The following is a 20,446-nucleotide window of genomic DNA, read 5'->3' on the forward strand; positions in this document are numbered from 1 at the left end:
GCGTCAAGGCTTGAAAGAAACTTAGTTGACAGCTTCTTTCAGGGCCTTGCCGGCTTTGAATACTGGCTTCTTGGCCGCTGGAATTTCCAGGGTCTTGCCAGTCTGCGGGTTACGACCTACACGGGCAGGACGGTCAGTAACGGAGAACGTACCAAAGCCAACCAGAACAACCGAGTCGCCAGCCTTCAGAGCGCCAGTGACGGATTCGATCACTGCGTCCAGCGCACGGCCAGCAGCAGCTTTCGGGATATCAGCAGATGCAGCGATAGCATCAATCAGTTCCGACTTGTTCACTCTAAGTCCCCTTATCTCTATATGGAGTATGTTTCTAAGTTTTTGGTGTTAAGCAAAACGAGCGCTGAGGGTCTTCAAATACTGGCCTGAAAGAGCCGCTTTATAACAAGCGCTCCAAAAAGCTGTCAAGAAAGCCCACTCAGACTTAATGCGTGCTAATTCTTTCCTTAGAGTCAGACTCGCGCTTTTCGTCCTTCGCCACCCTGTCGGGAGCTACATCCGGCAAGGGCTCAGGGGCGTATTGCAGCGCAATTTGCAGGACTTCGTCAATCCATTTAACGGGCTTGATCTGCAAGTCTTGCTTTATGTTGTCAGGAATTTCCTTCAAATCGCGTACGTTTTCTTCGGGAATGATTACAGTCTTGATCCCGCCACGATGTGCGGCGAGTAACTTTTCCTTCAGACCGCCAATCGCCAGTACCTGACCACGCAGGGTGATCTCACCGGTCATCGCCACATCGGCGCGCACCGGGATCTGGGTCAGGGCCGACACCAACGCGGTGCACATGCCGATACCGGCGCTCGGGCCATCCTTGGGGGTTGCCCCTTCAGGCATGTGGATGTGCGTATCGTGCTTCTCATGGAAGTCCGACGCAATCCCCAGGCTCTTGGCACGGCTACGTACCACCGTCTGTGCGGCGGTGATCGACTCGACCATTACGTCGCCCAGCGAACCGGTCTTGATCAACTGGCCTTTACCCGGAATCACTGCCGACTCGATGGTCAGCAGTTCGCCGCCCACCTGGGTCCACGCAAGGCCGGTCACCTGACCGATCTGATCCTGCTGCTCGGCCAGTCCGTAGCGGAATTTACGCACGCCCAGATAATGCTCAAGATTGTCCGAGGTGACCTTGATGGCGAATTTACGCTCCTTGGCGTGCTCCTTGACTACCTTGCGGCAGACTTTGGCAATCTGCCGCTCAAGGCCGCGCACGCCCGCTTCACGGGTGTAGTAGCGGATGATGTCGCGAATGGCGCTCTCGTCGAACTCCAGCTCGGCCTTTTTCAGGCCGTTGGCCTGGATCTGTTTGGGCGCGAGGTACTTGACGGAGATGTTGATCTTTTCATCTTCGGTGTAGCCTGGCAAACGGATGACTTCCATACGGTCGAGCAGCGCCGGCGGGATATTCATCGAGTTGGAGGTGCACAGGAACATCACGTCCGAAAGGTCGTAATCAACCTCTAGATAATGATCGTTGAAATTGTGGTTTTGCTCGGGGTCGAGCACTTCGAGCAGCGCCGAAGCCGGATCGCCACGCATGTCACTGCCCATCTTGTCGATCTCATCGAGCAGGAACAGTGGATTGCGGACCCCGACCTTGGTCATCTTTTGTATCAATCTACCCGGCATCGAGCCAATGTAAGTACGACGGTGACCGCGTATTTCTGCTTCATCACGCACGCCACCCAAGGCCATGCGCACGAACTTGCGATTGGTCGCACTGGCAATCGACTCGGCCAGCGATGTCTTGCCGACACCCGGCGGGCCGACCAGACACAGCACCGGACCACGGATCTTTTTCACCCGTTTCTGCACGGCGAGGTACTCAAGGATGCGCTCCTTGACCTCTTCCAGACCGTAGTGGTCAGAGTCAAGAATCTCTTCGGCACGGGCCAGGTCCAGACGCACCTTGCTCTGCGCCTTCCAGGGCACCTGTACCAGCCAGTCGATGTACGAACGCACCACGGTCGCTTCAGCGGACATCGGCGACATCTGCTTGAGCTTGTTCAGCTCGGCGGTGGCTTTGGTGAGAGCATCTTTAGGCAGACCAGCAGCGTCGATGCGCTTTTTCAGCTCTTCGATCTCGTTGTGGCCTTCATCACCATCACCCAGTTCTTTCTGAATGGCCTTCATCTGCTCATTCAGATAGTACTCGCGCTGGCTGCGCTCCATTTGTTTCTTGACCCGGCCACGAATGCGCTTCTCGACCTGCAACAGGTCGATTTCAGCATCCAGCAGAGCGAGCACATGCTCGACACGTGCAGACAGGTCGATGATTTCGAGGATTTCCTGCTTCTGCTCGATCTTCAGCGCCATATGCGCCGCCATGGTATCGACCAGGCGACCTGGCTCTTCGATGCTGTTGAGCGAGGACAGGACTTCGGCAGGGACTTTTTTACCCAATTGCACATATTGCTCGAACTGGCCGAGCAAGCTGCGTACAAAGACCTCGGACTCACGGTCCGGCGCGGCAGTTTCATCGATCAGCGCAACTTCGGCGCGGCAATGACCGTCGACTTCCATGAAGCGCTCAACGCTGCCGCGCTGCTCGCCTTCAACCAGCACTTTGACAGTACCATCAGGCAGTTTGAGCAGTTGCAGGACAGTGGCGACAGTACCGACACCATAGAGGGCTTCTTCGCCCGGATCGTCGTCAGCCGGGTTTCTCTGCGCGAGCAGGAGAATCTGCTTGTCACCGGTCATCGCCGCCTCAAGGGCTTCGATAGACTTCTCGCGCCCCACGAACAGCGGGATAACCATATGCGGATAAACCACAACATCACGCAATGGCAAAAGAGGCAATTCGATGGTGGCTTTCATGATTTCGCCTCTACAGCGGCCAATTGGCCGTGGACAGATTGAATGTGCTTGAAACCAAGATGGGGTCTGCGTTGCAAAAATACAAGCCTTAGCGGCCCGATCAGGAAATAGTTACGATTTTATTTCCCGGATCCGGCAGGGCTTGCCCGACCAACGACGAACGCCGCACTGCTGGCGGCGCATAACCCCAAAATGCAGAAGGGGCCACAAGGGCCCCTTCTTGGGTTTTGCACGAAAACTGCCTGCATTCGCCGACGTTTCGTACAACCCCTTGTCAGCACTCACGCACAGGCGTCAGGCATCGGGTGCAGCTTTGGCGGCAGGCTCGCTGTTTTCATAGATCAGCAGCGGCTTGGAGGTGCCTTCGATGACGCTCTCGTCGATCACCACCTTGCTCACGTCGTTTTGCGACGGGATTTCGTACATGGTGTCGAGCAGCACGCCTTCGAGAATCGAGCGCAGGCCACGAGCACCGGTCTTGCGCTCCAGGGCGCGGCGAGCCACGGCCTTGAGTGCATCGGAACGGAACTCCAGGTCAACGCCTTCCATCTCGAACAGCTTGCCGTACTGCTTGGTCAAGGCGTTCTTTGGCTCGGTCAGAATCTGGATCAGCGCCGGCTCATCCAGTTCGTCCAGTGTTGCCAATACCGGCAAACGACCGACGAACTCGGGGATCAGGCCAAACTTGACCAGATCGTCCGGCTCGACTTCACGCAGCGACTCACCGACCTTCTTGCCCTCTTCCTTGCTGCGCACCTCAGCATTGAAGCCGATGCCGCCGCGGGTCGAGCGGTTCTGGATGACTTTCTCCAGACCCGAGAACGCGCCACCGCAGATGAACAGGATATTGCGGGTATCAACCTGCAGGAATTCCTGCTGCGGGTGCTTGCGACCGCCTTGTGGCGGTACGGAAGCCACAGTGCCTTCGATCAGCTTCAGCAGAGCCTGCTGAACACCTTCGCCGGACACGTCGCGAGTGATGGAAGGGTTGTCGGATTTGCGCGAAATCTTGTCGATTTCGTCGATGTAGACAATACCCATCTGGGCCTTCTCTACGTCGTAATCACATTTCTGCAACAGCTTCTGAATAATGTTCTCCACGTCCTCGCCCACATAACCGGCTTCGGTCAGGGTGGTGGCGTCGGCGATGGTGAACGGCACGTTGAGCAGGCGAGCCAGGGTTTCGGCGAGCAGAGTCTTGCCCGAGCCGGTAGGCCCGATCAGCAGGATGTTGCTCTTGCCCAGTTCAACGTCGTCATTTTTTTTGTCGCGTTGGTTCAAGCGCTTGTAGTGGTTGTACACCGCTACTGCGAGAACCTTCTTGGCGCGCTCCTGACCGATGACGTACTGGTCAAGGATGCCGCTGATTTCTTTAGGCGAAGGCAGTTTATGTGCGCTGCTTTCGGCCTGTGCTTCCTGCACCTCCTCACGGATGATGTCATTGCACAGGTCGACGCACTCGTCGCAGATAAAGACCGAGGGGCCGGCAATCAATTTACGCACTTCATGCTGGCTTTTGCCGCAGAAGGAGCAATAGAGCAATTTACCGTTGTCCTCGCCGTTGCGGGTGTCAGTCATTCGATCGATCCAGTCCGATAGGCTTGCAACACAAGATGAAGGCTCTTGCGGGCTTTTTCAAGTCCGCAGGCGGTCAGTTGCAGGACCGCCCACATCCCGGGTTACTCAGGCAGGCATTTCACGCTTGGTGATGACGGAGTCGATCAGGCCGTATTCGGCTGCGCGATCCGCACTCATGAAATTGTCGCGCTCTGTGTCACGTTCAATGGTTTCAAGGCTTTGGCCGGTATGCTCGGCCAACAGGCTGTTCAGGCGGTGACGGATATGCAGGATTTCACGGGCATGGATATCGATATCCGAAGCCTGGCCCTGGAAACCTCCCAGTGGCTGGTGAATCATCATCCGCGAGTTGGGCAGACAATGCCGCTTGCCCTTGGCACCGCCAGCGAGCAGGAACGCACCCATGCTGCAGGCCTGGCCGATGCAGATGGTGGACACGTCCGGCTTGATGAACTGCATGGTGTCGTAGATCGACATGCCTGCTGTCACCGAACCGCCAGGTGAGTTGATGTAGAGATGGATATCCTTGTCCGGGTTTTCCGCTTCCAGGAACAGGAGCTGCGCCGCGATCAGGTTGGCCATGTAGTCTTCTACCGGACCCACCATGAAAATCACCCGCTCCTTGAGAAGGCGCGAATAGATGTCGTACGCGCGTTCGCCACGGGCGGACTGCTCGATAACCATCGGGACCAGGCCGCCAGCAGCCTGGATGTCAGAGTTGTGCTGAAAATAAGAATTGCGGGACATGTCCTGCACTCACTCCCAAATAGTCGAGTCTTGAATACGCACAAGCCAGCGCGAAGGCTGGCTTGTGAGTGTTTTCGAACGAAACAACGAAATCAGTCGGCTTGTGGAGCTTCTACCGGCTTGACCGCTTCTTCGTAGGAGACCGATTTGTCGGTCACGCTAGCTTTCTGCAAAACAGTATCTACAACTTGCTCTTCCAGCACAACCGAACGAACTTCGTTCATCTGCTGTTCGTTCTTCAGGTACCAGGCCACGACCTGCTCTGGCTCCTGGTAGGCCGAAGCCATTTCCTGGATCAGCTCGCGAACGCGATCTTCATCAGGCTCGAGATCGAACTGCTTGACCACTTCAGCAACGATCAGACCCAGCTCAACGCGGCGCTTGGCCTGCTCCTGGAACAGCTCGGCCGGCAGTTGGTCAGGCTTGATGTTGCCGCCGAACTGCTGAACAGCCTGAACGCGCAGACGGTTGACTTCGTTTTCCAGCAGCGCTTTTGGCACTTCGATCGGGTTGGCAGCCAGCAGACCGTCCATGACCTGGTTCTTGACCTTGGATTTGATCGCCTGACGCAGTTCACGCTCCATGTTCTTGCGAACTTCGGTGCGGAAGCCGTCCAGACCGGTTTCCTTGATGCCGAACAGCTTGAAGAACTCTTCGTTCAGCTCAGGCAGCTTAGGCTCGGAAACGCTGTTGACGGTCACAGTGAACTCAGCGGCCTTGCCAGCCAACTCAAGGTTCTGATAGTCCTCAGGGAAGGTCACGTTCAGAACGCGCTCTTCACCCGCCTTGGCACCGACCAGGCCGTCTTCGAAGCCAGGAATCATGCGGCCGGAGCCCAGTACCAGCTGAGTGCCGGTGGCGGAGCCGCCAGCGAACGCTTCGCCGTCGACCTTGCCAACGAAATCGATGTTGACCTGATCGTCGTTCTGAGCGGCACGGTCAGCCTCTTCAAAACGCACGTTCTGCTTGCGCAGGATGTCCAGCATGTTGTCCAGATCGCCATCAGCCACGTCAGCAGACAGGCGCTCGACAGCGATGGTTTCAAAGCCGGAAACAGTGAATTCAGGGAATACTTCGAAAGTGGCGACGTATTCCAGATCCTTGCCTTTCTCGAAAGACTTTGGCTCAACAGCAGGCGAGCCAGCCGGGTTCAGCTTCTGCTCAACCACAGCTTCGTAGAAGGTCGCCTGGATCAGCTCACCCAGAGCCTCCTGACGAGCACCCTCTTCAAAACGCTGACGGATCACGCTCATTGGCACCTTGCCTGGGCGGAAGCCCGGGATTTTGGCCCTGCGCGCAGTCTGTTGCAGACGCTTGTTGACTTCGGTCTCGATGCGCTCGGCAGGCACGCCAATGGTCATGCGGCGTTCGAGAGCAGAAGTGTTTTCAACAGAAACTTGCATGGATATTCCTCGTTGCACAGACGTTAGCCGGCGTTTCCGACCCTAGAATCAAGGGCATGCATTCTAGTGGGTCGAACTCAAGAAGTCACCCTACTGAAAAAGGGCAGTTTTAAGAGGATGTTATCGAATCGCCGATGAAAGGACTGATGCAACTGGCCGCTTCCCCGGCAACCCGTCTACCCCGCCCTGCCCCCATGAGGAGCTACCGGACCGGGCAGCACCGATTCCATCCGGATACTGCGTTTCACCAGACCGACGGCATCAGTCCGGGAAACCAAAAACCAGTTTGCCAAAACAGAAAAAGCCGCTCTAGAGCGGCTTTTTCATTTAACAGGATAAAGACATGTAGCCAATACCTGCTTGTTTCATGGTGCGGAAGAAGAGACTCGAACTCTTACACCTTGCGGCGCTGGAACCTAAATCCAGTGCGTCTACCAATTTCGCCACTTCCGCGCAACCAGCTTTTAAAGCAAAGGCGCCAGACTTTTAAATCCGGCGCCTCTCTCGAATATGGGGTGGACGATGGGGATCGAACCCACGACAACAGGAGTCACAATCCTGTGCTCTACCAACTGAGCTACGCCCACCATATTGCATTTACTTGTGCCAAAGCTGCCTTGAATGGCGCACCCGGCAGGACTCGAACCTGCGACCATCCGCTTAGAAGGCGGATGCTCTATCCAGCTGAGCTACGGGCACTTATATAATCTGCATCTTTAACGATTACAAATTACAGGCTTTAGATCATCTCGAACCGGGCGTTAACCTTGTTCAATCTGACTAGCATTATCCAGTGCCGAGGTCTTCGGCGCTGGGCTCTGCCCGGCAAGTGGTGCGAATCTTATAGACGACCCTGAAGGTCGTCAACACTTTTTTTAAAAAAAATTCAGGCAGATAAAGGAGTTAGCTTATTAGGCGCAGCGAGCGCCTTTGCCCTGACGCCATGTCATGAGAGAATACGCGCTCTTTTTAATCCTTCTCGATGGTTAATCACCCGCATGACTGCAAAACTAATCGACGGCAAAGCGATCGCCGCGAACCTGCGCCAGCAGATCGCCCAACGTGTCGCCGAACGCCGCCAGCAAGGCCTGCGCACCCCGGGCCTCGCGGTGATCCTGGTCGGCAGCGATCCCGCCTCCCAGGTCTATGTCTCGCACAAACGCAAGGATTGTGAAGAAGTAGGCTTCCTGTCCCAGGCCTATGACCTGCCGGCCAGCACGTCCCAGGCCGACCTGACCGCACTGATCGACCGCCTTAATGAAGACGCCCAGGTTGACGGCATTCTGCTGCAACTTCCGCTACCGGCGCATCTGGATGCCTCCTTGCTGCTGGAGCGCATTCGTCCGGACAAGGACGTCGACGGGTTCCATCCCTATAACATCGGCCGCCTGGCTCAGCGCATCCCGCTGCTGCGCCCCTGCACCCCCAAGGGCATCATGACCCTGCTGGAGAGCACCGGCGCCGATCTGTACGGCATGGATGCGGTGGTCGTCGGCGCCTCGAACATCGTCGGCCGGCCGATGGCCATGGAACTGCTGCTGGGCGGCTGCACCGTGACCGTGACGCACCGCTTCACTAAAGACCTGGCCGCTCATGTAGGCCGTGCCGACCTGGTGGTGGTCGCCGCCGGCAAGCCTGGCCTGGTGAAAGGTGAGTGGATCAAGCCCGGCGCGATCGTGATTGACGTCGGCATCAACCGCCAGGCCGACGGCCGACTGGTCGGCGACGTGGTCTACGAGACCGCCCTGCCCCGCGCCGGCTGGATCACGCCAGTACCGGGCGGCGTTGGCCCGATGACCCGCGCCTGCCTGCTGGAAAACACCCTGTACGCAGCAGAAACCTTGCACAACTGATTTCTGGCTGGCATACACCCACAAAAAACGGCACCCGAGGTGCCGTTTTTTGTTTGCCCAGCAACGTCAGGGTGCCCGTCAGTCAGCCAGACGCCAGGTCGTGCCGCCCTTGCCATCTTCCAGAATCACGCCCATGGCGGTGATCTGGTCGCGGATACGGTCGGATTCAGCCCAGTTCTTGTTGGCCCGAGCCTCCAGACGCGCCTGGATCAAGGCCTCTACCTCAGCGGCATCCACCTTGCCTTCGGCGCCGGCACGCAAAAACTCGTCAGCTTCGAGCTGCAGCACGCCCAGCACGCTGGCCAGTTGCTTGAGCCGCGCCGCAAGGCCAGCGGCGGTGGCTGGATCGCTGTCACGCAGACGGTTGATATCACGGACCATCTCGAACAGCACCGCGCACGCTTCCGGCGTGCCGAAATCGTCATCCATGGCCGCCTTGAAGCGCTCGACAAACGCTTCGCCACCTGCCGGCTCAACCACCGGCAGGCCTTTGAGGGCATGGTAGAAACGCTCCAGCGCGCCCTTGGACTCACGCAGGCTGTCTTCGGAGTAGTTGATCGCGCTGCGGTAATGACTCGACACCAACAGGTAGCGCACCACTTCCGGGTGATATTTGTCCAGCACATCACGAATGGTGAAGAAGTTGTTCAACGACTTGGACATCTTCTCGCCATTGATACGGATCATCCCGCAATGCAGCCAGGCATTGGCATAGGTCTGGCCGGTGGCCGCCTCGCTCTGGGCGATCTCGTTCTCGTGGTGCGGAAATTCCAGGTCGCTGCCGCCACCGTGAATATCAAAGGTGTCACCCAGGCAGCAGGTGGACATCACCGAACACTCGATATGCCAGCCCGGACGCCCGGCGCCCCACGGCGAGTCCCAACTGGGCTCGCCCGGTTTGGCGCCTTTCCACAGAACGAAGTCCAGCGGATCCTGCTTGGATTCGTCGACCTCGATCCGCGCACCGATGCGCAGGTCTTCGATTTTCTTGCGCGACAGCTTGCCATACCCCTGGAACTTGCCGACCCGGTAGTAAACGTCACCGTTGCCCGGTGCGTAGGCGTAGCCCTTGTCGATCAGGGTCTGGATCATGGCATGCATGCCCGGAATATGATCGGTGGCACGCGGCTCCATGTCCGGCTTGAGGATGTTCAGCCGCGCCTCGTCCTCATGCATGGCGGCGATCATGCGCTCGGTCAGCGCGTCGAACGACTCGCCGTTTTCCCTGGCCCTGTTGATGATCTTGTCGTCGATATCAGTGATGTTGCGCACATAGGTCAGGTCATAACCACTGAAACGCAACCAGCGGGTCACCAGATCAAAGGCAACCATGCTGCGCCCATGGCCCAGATGACAGTAGTCGTACACGGTCATGCCGCAGACATACATACATACCTGATTGCCATTGAGTGGCTTGAAGACTTCTTTGCTCTTGGTGAGCGTGTTGTAGATGGAAAGCACGTTGTTCCTACCCTTGTTGTTCCTGAAAGCCTGCGGGCCGAAGCCCGAACGCTTTTAGCTCCAGGAGTCCCGCAAAGTAACGGTACGATTGAATACCGGCCGGCCAGGTTTCGAGTCCTTGATGTCAGCGCAGAAGTAACCTTCGCGCTCGAACTGGAAACGGTCCTCAGGCTGCGCTTGCGCCAGCGAAGGCTCGGCCCGACAACCGGTCAGCACTTGCAGGGAGTCAGGGTTGATGTTGTCCAGGAAGCTCGCGCCCTCCTCGGCTTTTTCAGGCGACGGCGAGCGGAACAGGCGATCGTACAGACGCACTTCACATTCAACGCTCTCGGCGGCCGGCACCCAGTGGATCACGCCCTTGACCTTGCGGCCCTCAGGGTTCTTGCCCAGCGTGTCGGGATCAAACGAGCAACGCAGCTCGACGATATTGCCGTCGGCATCCTTGATTGCTTCGTCGGCACGAATCACATAGCTGCCACGCAGACGCACTTCGCCATTAGGCTCCAGACGCTTATAGCCCTTTGGCGGTTCTTCCATGTAGTCGTCGCGGTCGATGTACAGCTCGCGGGAGAACGGCAGCTCGCGCACGCCAAGGTCTTCTTTAGGGTGGCGCGGCAGTTCCAGCTTCTCGACCTGACCTTCTGGGTAATTGGTGATCACCACCTTGAGCGGACGCAGCACGCACATGGCCCGCGGTGCATTGCGGTCCAGGTCATCGCGAATGCTGAATTCGAGCATGGCAAAGTCGACCACGCCGTCAGAGCGGTTGGTGCCGATCATTTCGCAGAAGTTGCGGATCGACGCCGGGGTGTAGCCACGCCGGCGGAAACCCGACAAGGTCGACATGCGCGGATCGTCCCAGCCATTGACGTGCCGCTCGTCGACCAGTTGCTTGAGCTTGCGCTTGCTGGTCACCGTGTAGCTCAGGTTCAGACGCGAGAATTCGTACTGGCGCGGCTTGCACGGCACCGACAGGTTGTCGAGGAACCAGTCGTACAGCGGCCGATGGCTTTCGAACTCCAGAGTGCAGATCGAGTGGGTGATGCCTTCGATCGCATCGGACTGACCGTGGGTGAAGTCGTAGATCGGGTAGATGCACCACTTGTCACCGGTCTGGTGGTGATGGGCATGCCGAATGCGGTACAGGATCGGGTCGCGCAGGTTCATGTTCGGCGAAGCCATGTCGATTTTGGCGCGCAGTACACGGGCGCCGTCTTCGAACTCACCGGCTTTCATGCGGGCGAACAGGTCGAGGTTTTCCTCGACGCTGCGCTCACGGAACGGGCTGTTCTTGCCAGGCTCAGTCAGGGTGCCACGGTACTCGCGAGCCTGCTCGGGGGTCAGGTCGTCGACATAGGCCTTGCCGGCCTTGATCAGCTCGACCGCCCAGTCATGCAACTGGTCGAAGTACTGCGAGGCGTAACGCACCTCGCCCGCCCAGTCGAAGCCCAGCCATTTGACATCGCTCATGATGGCGTCGATGTATTCCTGGTCTTCCTTGGCCGGGTTGGTGTCGTCGAAGCGCAGGTGAGTGCTGCCACCGAACTCGTTGGCCAGACCGAAGTTCACACAGATGGACTTGGCATGGCCGATGTGCAGGTAGCCGTTGGGCTCTGGCGGAAAGCGCGTCACGATCTGGCTGTGCTTGCCCGAATCCAGGTCGGCCTGCAGGATCGGGCGCAGGAAATTGGTTGGGACGACAGGGGCTGCCTTGGTATTGGCTGCGGATTCGGGAGTGGGCTTGCTCATAGGATCCTTGAACTTCTAGCGCGCGACCAGGATGGGCCGGCAAATCAAAGCGCCTATCATAGCCGATGCTGTCAAGTCCCTGACAACAGACTGTGCGAAAACTGCCGGTTGCCACCCCAGGTTGCCCTGGCAAATGCAGAAAAAAGCCCTGAAAGATGTATCGCGCACGGTAAACTGCGCGTCAGGGTGTTTTTGCACCTATCAATGAATGCCAAAAGAGCGAGTTTTTATGTCCAAGGTAAAGCTGACCACCAACCACGGTGACATCGTGCTGCAACTCAACGCTGAAAAGGCGCCGCTGACCGTCGCCAACTTCATCGAGTACGTCAACGCCGGCCATTACAGCAACCTGATCTTCCACCGCGTGATCGGCAATTTCATGATCCAGGGTGGTGGCTTCGAGCCGGGCATGAAAGAAAAGAAAGACAAGCGCCCAAGCATCCAGAACGAAGCCAACAACGGCCTGCCGAACAAGAAGTACAGCATCGCCATGGCCCGCACCATGGACCCGCATTCGGCGTCGGCACAGTTTTTCATCAACGTCGCGGACAACAGCTTCCTGAACCACACCGCACCGACCACCCAGGGTTGGGGCTATGCCGTGTTCGGTGAAGTGACCGAAGGCCAGGACGTGGTCGACAAGATCAAAGCCGTCGCCACCACCAGCAAGGCCGGTCACCAGGATGTGCCTGTAGAAGACGTGATCATTGAAAAAGCAGAGATCATTGAGTGATTCTGCTGATCTCCGATCTGCATCTTGAAGAGGAGCGTCCGGACATCAGCCGGGCGTTTCTGGATCTGCTGGCCGGGCCTGCCCGCCAGGCCCAGGCGCTGTATATCCTCGGGGATTTCTTCGAAGTCTGGATCGGCGACGATGCCATGTCGCCGTTCCAGCTTTCGATCTGCCAGGCATTGCGTGCACTCAGCGACAGCGGCACGCGAGTATTTCTGATGCACGGCAACCGGGACTTCATGGTGGGCCGCAAATTCTGCAAGGCCGCCGGCTGCACCCTGCTGCGCGAACCCAGCCTGGTGGTCATGAACGACGAGCCAGTGCTGCTGATGCACGGCGACAGCCTGTGCACCCGGGACGTGGGCTACCAGAAGATGCGCCGGTTGTTACGCAACCCGCTGAGCCGGTTCATCCTGCGCAACCTGCCACTGGCCACCCGCCACAAACTGGCGCGCAAGCTGCGCAACCAGAGCCAGGCCAAAACCCGCATGAAAGCCAATGACATCGTCGACGTCACCCCTGACGAAGTCCCACGCATCATGCAGGCGTTCGGCGTGCGCACCCTGATCCATGGCCACACTCACCGTCCTGCCATTCATAAGTTGCAGATCGGCGAGCACACCGCACAGCGCATCGTGCTGGGCGACTGGGATCGCCAGGGCTGGATGCTGCAGGTCGACGAACAGGGCTTTACCCTCAAGACCCTGCCGCTCGTTGCTGAACCCACCTTGCTGCTGAACTGAGCCGCTCAGTCCAGCACCCGGCCGCGACACTCGCCAAAGCCGATTGACACCTGCCCCTCGGCACGGCAACGGGCACGCAGAATCACCTCATCGCCGCATTCAAGAAAGCTGCGCTGCTCGCCATTGTCCAGCACCAGCGGCTGGCGGCCACCGCCGGTGATTTCCAGCAGGCTGCCATACTGCCCCGGCTGCGGCCCCGATAACGTCCCCGTGCCGAACAGGTCGCCAGGCTGCAGCTTACAACCGTTGACGCTGTGATGGGCAACCATCTGTGCCGCGCTCCAGTACATGAACAACGTGTTGCTCACTGCCAGTGACTGCGGCGGCTGACCCGCGCTGCGCATGCGCTCGGTGAGCAGTAGCACCTGCAGTTCGATATCCAATGCCCCGTTTTGTTGATCGGCGCTGTCGAACAGGTAAGGCAATGGCTGCGGATCACCGGCCGGGCGTGTTGGCTGGGCGCAGCGAAACGGCGCCAGCGCCTCGGGGCTGACCACCCAAGGCGACAGGCTGGTGGCGAAGCTCTTGGACAGAAACGGTCCCAGCGGCTGGTATTCCCAGGCCTGAATATCGCGCGCCGACCAGTCGTTGAGCAGACAGAAACCGGCAATGTGGGCCGGCGCGGCCGCAATGCCAATGGATTGCCCCGGAGCGTTGCCCGGACCGATCCAGATGCCCGCTTCCAGCTCGAAGTCCAGGCGCTGCGACGGCGCGAGAGTCGGCGGCTGCGATGGATCCGGGCGAATCTGTCCCTGCGGCCTGTGCACCGGGGTGCCGGACACACACAGGGTCGAAGCCCGACCGTGGTAGGCAATGGGCAAATACTTGTAGTTGGCCAGCAGCGGCTGGTCGGGACGAAACAGCTTGCCCACATTGTGCGCGTGATGAATACCGACGTAAAAATCGGTGTAATCGCCTACCCGTGCAGGTAAATGCATCTGGCACTGATCGCTGCGCAACAGCAATGGCTCAAGCGCCTCTCGCTGCTGACTGGAGACATCAAGCAAGGCCAGTAACGCGGCGCGCAAGGCCTGGCGTGCGGTGCTGCCCAGGGCAAAGTAGTCATTGAGGCAATCCGTACTGGCGGCCTCGGCGGCCTGCCTGGCCAGGCCCTGAAACACACCTGCCTGCAGCGCTCCCTGCAGATCCAGAATGCGCTCACCGATCGCCACACCACCACGCTTGCGCCCATCATCATGACTGAAGATGCCCAACGGCAGATTCTGCAAAGGGAAATCCGCATGCCCGTTGGCCGATGCCAGCCAACTGCGGCGCTGACGTTCATCACTCATCGTCAGAGCTCCTGAACAATCGGCGCATGCCATCCCAGCAATGGTCGTAGTCACGCTGCAACTGTGCGCAATCGAGCGCATGGCGGGTCGGGCGCAATACCTGGCCGGTCTCGAACATGAACGCCAGGGTGCCTGCGATCTTATGCGGTGCAAGCTCTGCAGCCATGGCGGCCTGCACTGTGGCGTTGTCCGGCCCGTGGGCACTCATGCAGTTGTGCAGCGACGCCCCGCCAGGCAGGAAGCCTGCTGTCTTGGCATCGTAGACACCCTCGATCAAGCCCATGAACTCATTCATCAGGTTGCGGTGAAACCACGGTGGGCGAAAGGTGTTTTGCGCCACCATCCAGCGCGGCGGAAAAATCACCAGGTCCACATTGGCCTGACCAGCCACTGCACCGGGCGAGGTCAACACGGTAAAGATCGATGGGTCCGGGTGATCGAAGCTCACCGTCCCCAGCGTGTTGAAGTGACGCAGGTCATAAAGGTACGGCACGTTATTGCCATGCCACCCCACCACATCGAACGGCGAGTGATTCAGCGTGGTACTCCACAGCTCGCCAAGGAACTTCTGCACCAGCTCAACCGGCTCCTGGCTGTCCTGAAACGCGGCACAAGGCGCAAGAAAGTCCCTGGCATTGGCCAGGCCATTGCTGCCGATCGGCCCCAGATCGGGCAGACGCAGCAGGCTGCCGTGATTTTCGCAGACATAGCCCCTGACTTCGCGGTCGAGCAGTTCGACACTGAACCTCAGACCGCGAGGCAGCACCACGATTTGCTGCGGCGCCACCTCCAGCACCCCAAGCTCTGTGACGATACGCAATCGGCCCAGTTGCGGCACGATCAACAACTCACCGTCGGCATTGAAAAATACCCGTTTCATTGACCGGTTGGCGGCATACACATAGATGCTCACGCCGTCGGCCTGCTCAGCGGCGGCGGTGCGTGCCAGACCGATGAGTCCATCGAGAAAATCCGTGTCCTGGGCAGGCACCAAAAACGGGTTCCAGCGCATGCGGTTGGGGTTCAGCGGCCCCGGCTGCATGCCGCATAACTGCTGCGCCAAGCGCTGGAAAGGCGGATGCGCTGCCGACGGCATGATCCGGTACAACCAGGTACGTCGTGACTCACTGCGCGGCACTGTGAATGCAGTGCCGGACAGTTGCTCTGTGTACAACCCCAAGGGGTGCCGCTGTGGAGAGTTCTGCCCCACCGGCACGGCACCGGGGATTGCCTCGCTGGTGAAATGATTACCGAAGCCTGACTGATACATGCGGGTTTCCTTAGCCTGAGGCAAGTCAATGGCGGGCAAGCGCGCATGCGTTATCAGCTATCAGCCGGTGCCTGGGTCAGCACACCACGGCGGATCTGGTCACGTTCGATGGACTCGAACAGCGCCTTGAAATTGCCTTCACCGAAGCCCTCATCCCCCTTGCGCTGGATAAACTCGAAAAACACCGGCCCTAACAGCGTGCCGGAAAATATCTGCAGCAGCAGGCGCCGCTGGCCGCCCTCGTTGCTGCCATCGAGCAAAATGCCCCGTGCCTTGAGCTCGGCGACAGGCTCACCATGGTCCGGCAAGCGCTCCGGGAGCATCTCGTAATAGGTCTCGGGAGGCGCGGTCATGAATGGCAGCCCCAGCGCCTTGAGAGCATCCCAGGTGGCAATCAGGTCGTCCGTGCAGAACGCCACGTGCTGGATACCCTCGCCGTTGAACTGCATGAGGAACTCTTCGATCTGCCCTGCGCCTCTGGACGACTCCTCGTTGAGCGGAATACGGATCAGCCCGTCCGGCGCGGTCATCGCACGGGAGGTCAGGCCGGTGTATTCACCCTTGATGTCGAAGTAACGAATCTCACGAAAGTTGAACAGTTTCTCGTAGAACCCGGCCCAGTAGGCCATACGCCCGCGATAAACGTTGTGAGTCAGGTGATCGATGAATTTCAGGCCGGCACCTCGCGGGTGACGATCGACGCCCTCGATGAAATTGAAATCGATATCGTAGATGGACGTGCCTTCGCCGAAACGGTCGATCAGATACAACGGCGCACCACCGATGCCCTTGATCGCCGGTAGCCGCAGCTCCATCGGCCCGACCGGAATGTCCAGCGGCTGCGCACCGAGTTCCAGTGCGCGCCGGTAGGCCAGATGCGAATCCTTGACCCGAAAGGCCATGCCGCAGACCGAGGGGCCATGCTCGGCCGCAAAATAAGACGCCAGGCTATGCGGCTCATTATTGAGGATCAGGTTGATATCCCCCTGACGATACAGGGCCACCGCCTTGGAGCGGTGCACGGCCACCCTGGTAAAGCCGAGCATCTGCAGCACCGGCTCAAGCACACCTGCCACCGGCGCGGCCAGCTCGATGAACTCAAACCCCATCAACCCCATCGGGTTGTCGTATAGATCAGCCATGGTGTGGCTCCTTGCAGGAAACTGGAAATGGCGGCAATCGCGATCAGTTTCACGCAGGCGGCGCGCAGGGAATGCCACGCACACTGCGCGCAAGAAAATCCCCGATGAGCAACTGCAAGGCTGAGGTGTTCATGCATTGAGCCTAGCCCGGCTTGTCAGCCCATGCATGAAAAATCTGTCGCCAGCCGCTATCCTGCCAAGCCCGAGGGGCGCTTCCTGAGCATTGCCGGGACGCCTCCCCCATCCGCCAAGGACCTCGCATGAAAACAAAAGCCGTTCTGACCCAGGCTGAAGTCAGCCAGATTCTCGCCGCCGCCCGTCAGGAAGCCCAGCACAACGAATGGGCCGTGTCGATTGCCATTGTCGATGACGGCGGCCACCTGCTGGCCTTCGAGCGCCTGGACAATGCCAGCCCGAGCAGCAGCTACATCAGCACCGAGAAAGCCCGCACCTCGGCGCTGGGCCGGCGCGAATCCAAAAGCTATGAAGAGGTGGTCAACGGTGGCCGTACGGCGTTTCTCAGCGCGCCACTGCTGACCTCCCTGGAAGGCGGCGTACCCGTCATCGTCGACGGCCAGGTGATCGGCGCTGTCGGCGTCTCCGGGGTTCGTTCCGATCAGGATGCGCAAATCGCCAAAGCCGGGATTGCCGCCCTCAACGCCGATTGACCTGAAGCACACCGCAGCCGGGCCGTGGCGGAACCGCCTTCAGGATTGCAGTTCACTGACAATCTCAAGGAACCGCCATGACGGACTACCTTCGCTGTAATCGTCTGAGAGTCACCACCGCGCTGCACCAGTTCATCGAACAACAGGTGCTGCCCGGCACACTGATCGACCGCGAGACGTTCTGGGAAGGCCTGGACGACCTGCTCCAGGAACTGGCCCCGCTGCACCGCGACCTGTTGGCCGAGCGCGAGCGCGTGCAACTGGCGCTCAGCGAATGGCACAAGGCCCATTGCCCGCCTGAGCCCGACGCCTGGCGCAGCTTTCTGGAGCAGCTGGGCTACCCGCAAGCCTGTTCCCAACCGGTGCGGATCAGCACCGCCAGTGTCGACATGGAAATCAGCGATCAGTCCGGTCCGCAGTTGCTGGCCGCCGGTCACGATGCGCAGGCGGTCGTGAATGCGGCCAGTGCCCGCTGGGGTTCGCTATACGACGCACTGTATTACAGCGACGCGGTTGCCCAGCAGCAAGGTTATGAACTCGACGCTGAGTACAATCCGCAACGCGGCGCCAAAGTGGTGGTGCAAGTGCGCGAGTGGTTTGATCAGGTCATTCCCCTGAGCAGTGGCAGCCACGTCAATGCCCGGCACTATCGGGTGCGTCATGCTCAGTTGAGCGTCACCCTGGCCAATGGCGAGGAAACCGGCCTGCAACGCCCGGAGCAGTTTCTCGGCCATCAAGGCCAGGCGCTGCAACCCAATGCCTTGCTGTTCGGCCATCACCGGCTGCATGTAGATGTCCGTATCGATCCGCAAAGCCGCGCCGGTGGCTGTGATGTGGCCGGGATCAGCGACGTGCTGCTCGAAGCAGCACTGACCGCCTGGATCGACATCAGCACAGCGCTGCGCACCCGCGAGCTGGACGGCTACGCAAACTGGCTGAGCCTGATGAAAGGCCAGGCGCTGCAGCCAGACCAGACTTGGCAAGGCGCGGCTGGCGGTGAATTGAAACTGCCCGGCCGCGCCTTGTTGCTGTTGCATATCAACGGCCTGGCCAGACACAACCCGGCACTGCTGGATGCCCACGGCCAGCCAGTTGCACAGCTGATTCTCGACGCGGTACTGGGTAGCCTGATTGCCCTGCATGACCTGCAGCGGCGTGGCAACTCGCGCAGCGGCAGCATCTATCTCAGCGTGCCCGGCCTTGAGGGCGTGCAGGAAGTGGCGTTCGTCGACCTGCTGTTCGGGCGGATCGAAACCCTGCTCGGGCTGGCAGCGCAAACCCTCAAGCTGGGCCTGACCGACGAACACTGGCGCACCAGCCTCAATCTGGAAGCCTGTATCCATGCCGCTGCGGCCCGCACTGCCCTGCTGCACAGCGGCGCGGTTGATTGGCGAAACGCCCTCGCGACCACACCCTGGCAGCGCCTGGCCGAGCGACGCACTGTGCCGGCAGCCCTGGCCTGCGGCCTGCGTGGCCGGGCACAGATCGGCAAAGGGCTATGGAGCCAGCCAGAACACATGGCAGCGCTGCTCGAAGCAGGTATTGAGCCGCTGCAGCAGGGCGCCAGCGGCATGCTGGTGTGCACGCCCATCGCTGCCACGCTGCATGCCCTGCACCATCACCAGGTCGACGTGGCTGAGGTGCAGCGCGCTATTGAGCAGGACAACCTGCAGCAGCACTGTGCGAGCCTGCTGGATGAGTGCTGCAGTCAGCCGATAGCGTGAGAGGCGCTCAGGAACTCTCGCGCACCACCAGCTCGAAGCCCAGGTCCAGCTGTTGCGACTCAGGCAACTGATCGTCGAGCAACGCCAGCAGCATCTGCGCTGCATGCTGGCCTACTGCGGCGCGCGGCGTGCGGATCGAGGTCAGACGCGGAACCATGTGGGCAGAGCCTGGCAGGTCGTTGAAACCTACCAGCGCCACCTGCTCGGGAATCTTGATACCCAGGCGCAGCGCCTCCAGCGCCGCGCCCTGGGCCAGGTCGTCATTGCAGAAGAACACCCCGTCGACATCCGGGTGCTCAACCAGCAGCCTGGCGAACAGCTCGCAGCCCAGGCCGATGGATGAAGGTAACGGCGACATTACATGCAGTTGCGGGTCGTCCAGGCCCGCCTCGACCAGCACCTGACGAAACCCGGCGCCGCGTTGCAATACACGAGGGTCAAGCTGCGCGGCAATGTAGGCCAGCCGTTTACGGCCGCGACCAAGCAAGTGTCTGGCTGCACCGGCCCCGGCCTGATGTTGGGAAAAGCCGACGCAATGAGTCTGCTCGGTGATATCCAGCTCCATCATGTGCACGCACGGGATCTCGCTGTCGGCCAGTAACTGGCGGACCGCCGGGGTGTGATCCAGCCCGGTCAACAGCAAACCACGCGGCCGGTTGATCAGGTGGTTGCGCAGCAATTTCTCTTCTTCTTTGGGGTCGTAGTGGTAGTTGCCGATCACCACTTCCAGACCACGCGGGCGCAGCACATTCTGAATCGCCTCCAGAGGTTCGATGAACAACTGGTTGGACAGCGACGGCACCAGCACCACCACCGTCGGGCTGCTTGATGACGCCAGGGCACGAGCTGCCGGGTTGGCCACATAACCCAGGCGCAGGGCAGCGGCGCGGACCTTCTCGACCAGTTCGGGAGCCACCGTGGCCACGCCCCGCAAGGCCCTGGATGCGGTAATGGGAGAGACGCCAGCGAGTTTCGCTACTTCATTGAGCGTCGGCCGGCCGGTGGAGCGGGAACCAATACGTGCCATGTGTTGCCAACTGAATAGAGGGGGTTGCCAGAGGAATGAGACGGCACTAAGGTAGCGCTGTCCCAGCATCCGTGGCAATGCCTGAACTGCCCGCGGAGCACCCGAGCATGGTGACTGAGCACTCCAGAATAATGACAAGAGCTGAAACAGCGCAGCAGCCGATAGGCCTATCGAGCAAAGACAGCGCTGTCTCAGAGCGACGAGGCTAAAAAGCAAGGTG

At 59.5% G+C, this 20,446-nt stretch carries 16 protein-coding genes and 3 tRNA genes; 5 read left to right on the forward strand and 14 right to left on the reverse strand.

Annotated features, from left to right (window positions below; translation table 11 throughout):
* Positions 1-21: 21 nt before the first annotated feature.
* The 8 genes from NJC38_RS23450 to NJC38_RS23485 form a co-directional block, all read right to left on the reverse strand.
* A complete protein-coding gene (locus NJC38_RS23450; RefSeq protein WP_045489741.1) occupies positions 22-294 on the reverse strand; it encodes an HU family DNA-binding protein in 273 nt (90 codons plus the stop codon).
* Positions 295-439: 145 nt separating this feature from the next.
* The gene (lon, locus tag NJC38_RS23455) at positions 440-2,836 is read right to left on the reverse strand and encodes an endopeptidase La (protein ID WP_045489739.1); all 2,397 of its coding nucleotides are present in this window, start codon (positions 2,834-2,836) and stop codon (positions 440-442) included.
* Positions 2,837-3,130: 294 nt separating this feature from the next.
* Positions 3,131-4,414: an ATP-dependent Clp protease ATP-binding subunit ClpX gene (gene clpX / locus NJC38_RS23460; RefSeq protein WP_045489737.1), complete on the reverse strand. Its 1,284-nt coding sequence runs from the start codon at positions 4,412-4,414 to the stop codon at positions 3,131-3,133.
* 105 nt (positions 4,415-4,519) lie between these two features.
* Entirely contained in the window at positions 4,520-5,161 is a 642-nt protein-coding gene (gene clpP, locus NJC38_RS23465) for an ATP-dependent Clp endopeptidase proteolytic subunit ClpP (RefSeq protein ID WP_045489734.1), read from the reverse strand.
* Between the two features lie 92 nt (positions 5,162-5,253).
* Positions 5,254-6,564 (reverse strand): trigger factor, encoded by a 1,311-nt coding sequence (gene tig, locus NJC38_RS23470; RefSeq protein ID WP_253117302.1) that lies wholly within the window; start codon positions 6,562-6,564, stop codon positions 5,254-5,256.
* A gap of 368 nt (positions 6,565-6,932) precedes the next feature.
* Positions 6,933-7,017 (reverse strand) — tRNA-Leu (locus tag NJC38_RS23475).
* 58 nt (positions 7,018-7,075) lie between these two features.
* Positions 7,076-7,151 (reverse strand) — tRNA-His (locus NJC38_RS23480).
* A gap of 35 nt (positions 7,152-7,186) precedes the next feature.
* A tRNA-Arg gene (locus NJC38_RS23485) sits at positions 7,187-7,263 on the reverse strand.
* 299 nt (positions 7,264-7,562) lie between these two features.
* On the opposite strand from NJC38_RS23485, the gene folD reads away from it, so the two are divergent.
* Positions 7,563-8,417 carry a bifunctional methylenetetrahydrofolate dehydrogenase/methenyltetrahydrofolate cyclohydrolase FolD gene (folD, locus tag NJC38_RS23490; protein ID WP_253117303.1) on the forward strand — a complete coding sequence of 285 codons (855 nt, stop codon included), beginning with the start codon at positions 7,563-7,565 and terminating at the stop codon, positions 8,415-8,417.
* A 78-nt stretch (positions 8,418-8,495) separates the two neighbouring features.
* Here folD and cysS read toward each other — a convergent pair whose 3' ends face one another.
* Complete coding sequence (gene cysS, locus NJC38_RS23495) at positions 8,496-9,878, reverse strand: cysteine--tRNA ligase (protein ID WP_253117304.1); 1,383 nt, start codon at positions 9,876-9,878, stop codon at positions 8,496-8,498.
* A 54-nt stretch (positions 9,879-9,932) separates the two neighbouring features.
* Positions 9,933-11,627, reverse strand: coding sequence for a glutamine--tRNA ligase/YqeY domain fusion protein (locus tag NJC38_RS23500; protein ID WP_253117305.1), 1,695 nt, complete (start codon positions 11,625-11,627; stop codon positions 9,933-9,935).
* 229 nt (positions 11,628-11,856) lie between these two features.
* Between NJC38_RS23500 and NJC38_RS23505 the strand changes: the two genes are divergently transcribed.
* Positions 11,857-12,360, forward strand: coding sequence for a peptidylprolyl isomerase (locus tag NJC38_RS23505; protein ID WP_045489724.1), 504 nt, complete (start codon positions 11,857-11,859; stop codon positions 12,358-12,360).
* A complete protein-coding gene (locus NJC38_RS23510) occupies positions 12,357-13,103 on the forward strand; it encodes a UDP-2,3-diacylglucosamine diphosphatase (protein ID WP_045489723.1) in 747 nt (248 codons plus the stop codon). The genes NJC38_RS23505 and NJC38_RS23510 overlap by 4 nt, the downstream gene beginning before the upstream one ends.
* Before the next feature lie 5 nt (positions 13,104-13,108).
* Here the strand turns inward: NJC38_RS23510 and fahA are convergent, their stop codons facing one another.
* Genes fahA through hppD form a run of 3 tightly spaced genes read right to left on the reverse strand, consistent with a single transcriptional unit; the run spans position 13,109 to position 16,807 of the window.
* A complete protein-coding gene (gene fahA / locus NJC38_RS23515) occupies positions 13,109-14,395 on the reverse strand; it encodes a fumarylacetoacetase (protein WP_253117306.1) in 1,287 nt (428 codons plus the stop codon).
* On the reverse strand, positions 14,388-15,665 hold the full coding sequence (gene hmgA / locus NJC38_RS23520) for a homogentisate 1,2-dioxygenase (protein ID WP_253117307.1): 1,278 nt from the start codon (positions 15,663-15,665) through the stop codon (positions 14,388-14,390). The genes fahA and hmgA overlap by 8 nt, the downstream gene beginning before the upstream one ends.
* A 53-nt stretch (positions 15,666-15,718) precedes the next feature.
* Positions 15,719-16,807 carry a 4-hydroxyphenylpyruvate dioxygenase gene (hppD, locus tag NJC38_RS23525; protein WP_253117308.1) on the reverse strand — a complete coding sequence of 363 codons (1,089 nt, stop codon included), beginning with the start codon at positions 16,805-16,807 and terminating at the stop codon, positions 15,719-15,721.
* A gap of 260 nt (positions 16,808-17,067) precedes the next feature.
* On the opposite strand from hppD, the gene NJC38_RS23530 reads away from it, so the two are divergent.
* Together NJC38_RS23530 and NJC38_RS23535 are read left to right on the forward strand one after the other, a co-directional pair.
* Positions 17,068-17,475 carry a heme-binding protein gene (locus tag NJC38_RS23530; protein ID WP_253117309.1) on the forward strand — a complete coding sequence of 136 codons (408 nt, stop codon included), beginning with the start codon at positions 17,068-17,070 and terminating at the stop codon, positions 17,473-17,475.
* 77 nt (positions 17,476-17,552) lie between these two features.
* Positions 17,553-19,199, forward strand: a complete 1,647-nt coding sequence (locus NJC38_RS23535; RefSeq protein ID WP_253117310.1) for a malate synthase G — start codon at positions 17,553-17,555, stop codon at positions 19,197-19,199.
* A 7-nt stretch (positions 19,200-19,206) separates the two neighbouring features.
* Here the strand turns inward: NJC38_RS23535 and NJC38_RS23540 are convergent, their stop codons facing one another.
* Positions 19,207-20,226, reverse strand: coding sequence for a LacI family DNA-binding transcriptional regulator (locus NJC38_RS23540; RefSeq protein WP_253117311.1), 1,020 nt, complete (start codon positions 20,224-20,226; stop codon positions 19,207-19,209).
* Between the last annotated feature and the right edge of the window lie 220 nt (positions 20,227-20,446).

Origin of the sequence: Pseudomonas sp. 21LCFQ010 (assembly GCF_024129905.1) — a bacterium.
Classification (GTDB): domain Bacteria; phylum Pseudomonadota; class Gammaproteobacteria; order Pseudomonadales; family Pseudomonadaceae; genus Aquipseudomonas.

Bases quoted from the DNA above. Each gene is read 5' to 3' on its own strand.
- lon (WP_045489739.1), bottom strand. From the start codon at position 2,836: ATGAAAGCCACCATCGAATTGCCTCTTTTGCCATTGCGTGATGTTGTG.
- clpX (WP_045489737.1), bottom strand. From the start codon at position 4,414: ATGACTGACACCCGCAACGGCGAGGACAACGGTAAATTGCTCTATTGC.
- clpP (WP_045489734.1), bottom strand. From the start codon at position 5,161: ATGTCCCGCAATTCTTATTTTCAGCACAACTCTGACATCCAGGCTGCT.
- tig (WP_253117302.1), bottom strand. From the start codon at position 6,564: ATGCAAGTTTCTGTTGAAAACACTTCTGCTCTCGAACGCCGCATGACC.
- folD (WP_253117303.1), top strand. From the start codon at position 7,563: ATGACTGCAAAACTAATCGACGGCAAAGCGATCGCCGCGAACCTGCGC.
- NJC38_RS23500 (WP_253117305.1), bottom strand. From the start codon at position 11,627: ATGAGCAAGCCCACTCCCGAATCCGCAGCCAATACCAAGGCAGCCCCT.
- NJC38_RS23505 (WP_045489724.1), top strand. From the start codon at position 11,857: ATGTCCAAGGTAAAGCTGACCACCAACCACGGTGACATCGTGCTGCAA.
- fahA (WP_253117306.1), bottom strand. From the start codon at position 14,395: ATGAGTGATGAACGTCAGCGCCGCAGTTGGCTGGCATCGGCCAACGGG.
- hmgA (WP_253117307.1), bottom strand. From the start codon at position 15,665: ATGTATCAGTCAGGCTTCGGTAATCATTTCACCAGCGAGGCAATCCCC.
- hppD (WP_253117308.1), bottom strand. From the start codon at position 16,807: ATGGCTGATCTATACGACAACCCGATGGGGTTGATGGGGTTTGAGTTC.
- NJC38_RS23530 (WP_253117309.1), top strand. From the start codon at position 17,068: ATGAAAACAAAAGCCGTTCTGACCCAGGCTGAAGTCAGCCAGATTCTC.
- NJC38_RS23535 (WP_253117310.1), top strand. From the start codon at position 17,553: ATGACGGACTACCTTCGCTGTAATCGTCTGAGAGTCACCACCGCGCTG.
- NJC38_RS23540 (WP_253117311.1), bottom strand. From the start codon at position 20,226: ATGGCACGTATTGGTTCCCGCTCCACCGGCCGGCCGACGCTCAATGAA.